A 3,227-nucleotide genomic window follows, 5' to 3' on the forward strand; every position below is an offset into this window, starting at 1 on the left:
TAACGCTTAATAATAATCGCTCTTTCTTGAACGGACAGCCTATTTACCGATTTTATTATCCTTTCAATGTATTGAACACACATTTCCTGCCTTGCAATATTTTTAATCGCAGCATTCTCTGTACTCGAGTAAAATTCATTTGTATTTGTTGGTGGTATTAAGGAGAAAGATTGCGTAACCTTTGGCAATACGTTCTCTTCCACCATTAGTAAACATATACGATACTTTTCAAGTGCGGCTAAAACAGCTTCTCTCGTCCTCTCTCGATCAATTTCAGGAAGTTTAAATAACATACTGCATCTACTCCTTTACTTTTGTCTAATTGCCCCATGACGACGGCTGTATGTTGGTCGGTTTGTTCCCATTAATTCGTGTAGATCACGCTTAGTTAGCGCTTCTTTCTTGATTGGCTTCTTTTTCTGCTTAGTTGACTGCATGTGGATTCTCCTTTCAAATAAAAAGAGGACACCGATAGACTACGGTAATCCGTAATCAATCAGTGTCCTCCAGATGGCTGGTAGAACTATAAATATCATTGATATTTACATAATTGTAAATTATATCTTGTCAGCTTATGAATATGTTTTTCCATATTTGAATTGATAGTACTTTTTTTAAGTTCATCTAGTAGTTCATCTAAATAATGATTAATCTGAAGAATTAGATTAAACTCTTTTAATAATACTACTTTCATATCAATAGCTTGCATTCTTTTGTGATTTTTTTCTATATCATTAATCAATCTTGGCACTGTTAATTCTCCGATCTCCCTGTTTAACTCTCTAAGCTGATAAGAATCTACTCCTACCTGACTAATAAGTAATTCTTCATCAATTCCTTCACTAATTAATTTGTTATTTTCTTTTATCTGGATCTATGTCAAGATTCCGGACACCAAAAGATTAAGTTTTTTCTGCACAACAACCATTCATGGAGTGTTCCACATCCCAATCAGATTGTCAAAGTGAAAAGAGCCTTTGACAACCTGATTGGGACGTGGAGAAATAATGCCATGGATGTTGTGCCTGAAAAATGTGGAGGGGAATGACAGTTACCCCTTGTGTTACGCTGCTTCGCGACACATTCTTTCATACTCATCTGGCGTGATATAACCAATGCTACCATGAATTCGTTTGCGATTATACCAACCTTCTATGTACTGAAATAGGGCGATTCTCGCAGTTTCAAAGCTTTCATATTTAGTTTGATAGACTTCTTCTTTTTTCAGTGTGGCGTGAAAGGATTCGATACATGCGTTGTCATAAGGGCAACCTTTACGACTGAATGACGGAATCATTTCATACTTATTTAATTGTTCTTGAAACGCTTTACTAGTATATTGCGTGCCTAAATCCGTATGTACAATGAGTCCAGGTCCAGGCTTTTGAGCGTATACAGCGTTCTCCAATGCTTCCAGAACAAGTTCCGTTGTCATCGTACGAGAGAATGTATAACCAACTACTTTTTTCGTATGCAAATCAAGTACGGATGCTAAATAGCACCAGCCATGACGGAGTGTATGAATATAGGTGATATCAGTTACCCATTTCTCATTAATCGATGTTGTTGTAAAGTCTTGTTCGATTACGTTTTCACGTTCTTCTACACGTGATTGTGATGGTGTTGGGCGATATTTTTTCGTGATGTTTGATTGAATGCCTGCTTCTTTCATCAGTCGTTGAACCCGTTTAATACTGCATAAATAGCCTTCTTTTTGAAGTAGTTTATGAATTTTAGGTGCGCCATAACGACCTTTACTTTCTTTGTGGATGGCTTGAATCCGCTCAAGTAGGGCTTTATTGGCGACATGATAGCTATTGGGTTTCTTATGAAATGAATCATAGTACGTACTTCTTGGCATCTTTAACACATGACACATCACTTGAACTGGATGATGTTCGCTTTCACTTTCAATATAGTCAATCAGTTCCTGCTCATCTATTTTCTCGCGAATATGGTCATAGCCTTTTTTAAGATTTCAAGCTCCTGCTTTAAACGAAGATTTTCCTTTTGGATCGCTTCCATATCCGACACAGTTAACTCTTGTGTTCCTTCGATTGGAGAGTGTTGCTTGATCCATTTGTAAATCGTTACTTCTGACACACCATATTCACTAGAGAGTTGACTGACCGACGTACCTGAGCGATAAAGCTCAATCACTGTTTGTTTAAATTCTTGGTTATAACGTTTTTGACTCATAATTCGGACACGACCTTTCGTTCATTCAATTTTAATGACTTAACCAAGTTGTGTCCATGTATCTATACTACATTCAATCGTTTCGAACTCTTTTGCAATTAAAGTTATTATCTCTACGCATTTATTCAAATAAAATATATAAAACCTAATTTCTTTTTTTGATTTATTTTTTTCTTGCTTTCTGTTCTGCGTCAATTGAATGACTACTATAATAATACCTGCTGTCCCAGTTATTAACGCACCAACTAAGGCTCCCCAAAAACCGTCGCTCATTTCTACAAGAAAACCCATCAAAACTCCTCCCTCTTATCAAATTAATTAGTCTTCTCTTCTGATATTGTGGAGTCTTCTTTTCCTTCTTCAATTAATATATCTATAATCTTAATGATTAATTTCAATCTTCTCTTTTCTTTAAAGAATATAAACGAAGCATATGTTATTACTAACAAAACGAATATAGCAAATGTAAACAAGTTAATTCCCATCACGATATAGTCAGTATAAGCAAAATTTCTTAGATAAGCATTTTCAATTAATTTGGTTATCCTCTCATCAGCTAACGGCTTTACTAGAATAGGTGAAAGAATTAAAGTTATTGGGATTAGAAAACTCTTAAAACCCTTATCTATATTATGAAGGGAGTTATTCTTTGAAATAATATAGCTTCTTAATAATCTTAGTTGGATTAAACTACCTGAACAAACATCATTTATTTTTTTTGTCAACTTATTTAGGTTTTCCATTGTGTTTACCGTGCTTTTCTCATTAAGTAATTTGTATATAAATTTTTCATCTACTTCTAAATCCTCAGACCAAAAATAAATATTCTTTTCATTATAATCATCTAAAGCTAGCTTTTTATTTCTACGTCTACAATCTATTACTAAAGAAAATTTAAGAACATCCAACATTATAATAATACTTATTACTGATGAAAATAATGCAACGAAGATCTCAGTAGGTATTTCTAACCACATCATGAAAATTAAAAAGAACATCAGTGCTAAAAATAATAAGATTCTAGAAAG

General features: G+C 34.1%; 6 protein-coding genes. All 6 read right to left on the reverse strand.

Translation table 11 applies throughout. The features are described from left to right. On the reverse strand, positions 1-293 hold a 293-nt coding region (locus tag ACERJO_RS20825), incomplete at its 3' end, for an ArpU family phage packaging/lysis transcriptional regulator (RefSeq protein WP_373648762.1). A 15-nt stretch (positions 294-308) separates the two neighbouring features. Next, a complete protein-coding gene (locus ACERJO_RS20830; RefSeq protein ID WP_373648763.1) occupies positions 309-437 on the reverse strand; it encodes a hypothetical protein in 129 nt (42 codons plus the stop codon). A 95-nt stretch (positions 438-532) separates the two neighbouring features. After that, positions 533-751 carry a hypothetical protein gene (locus ACERJO_RS20835; protein ID WP_373648764.1) on the reverse strand — a complete coding sequence of 73 codons (219 nt, stop codon included), beginning with the start codon at positions 749-751 and terminating at the stop codon, positions 533-535. A 312-nt stretch (positions 752-1,063) separates the two neighbouring features. Beyond that, positions 1,064-2,199, reverse strand: a protein-coding gene (locus ACERJO_RS20840) for an IS3 family transposase (RefSeq protein WP_247107612.1) whose coding sequence is annotated in 2 segments (ribosomal slippage) — positions 1,064-1,977 and positions 1,977-2,199 — 1,137 coding nt in all. Because the reading frame shifts where the segments join, the coding sequence is not laid out codon by codon here. A gap of 39 nt (positions 2,200-2,238) precedes the next feature. Continuing rightward, entirely contained in the window at positions 2,239-2,490 is a 252-nt protein-coding gene (locus tag ACERJO_RS20845; RefSeq protein WP_373648765.1) for a hypothetical protein, read from the reverse strand. Positions 2,491-2,513: 23 nt separating this feature from the next. Next, positions 2,514-3,227, reverse strand: a 714-nt coding sequence (locus ACERJO_RS20850) for a hypothetical protein (RefSeq protein WP_373648766.1), incomplete at its 5' end; no start/stop codon positions are given.

The sequence above is a fragment of the Halalkalibacter sp. AB-rgal2 genome, assembly GCF_041821005.1.
In the GTDB taxonomy this organism is placed as follows: Bacteria; Bacillota; Bacilli; order Bacillales; family Bacillaceae_D; genus Halalkalibacter.

What these genes read in the sequence shown, in the direction of transcription:
- ACERJO_RS20830 (WP_373648763.1), bottom strand. Translation starts at nt 437, where the DNA reads ATGCAGTCAACTAAGCAGAAAAAGAAGCCAATCAAGAAAGAAGCGCTA.
- ACERJO_RS20845 (WP_373648765.1), bottom strand. Translation starts at nt 2,490, where the DNA reads ATGGGTTTTCTTGTAGAAATGAGCGACGGTTTTTGGGGAGCCTTAGTT.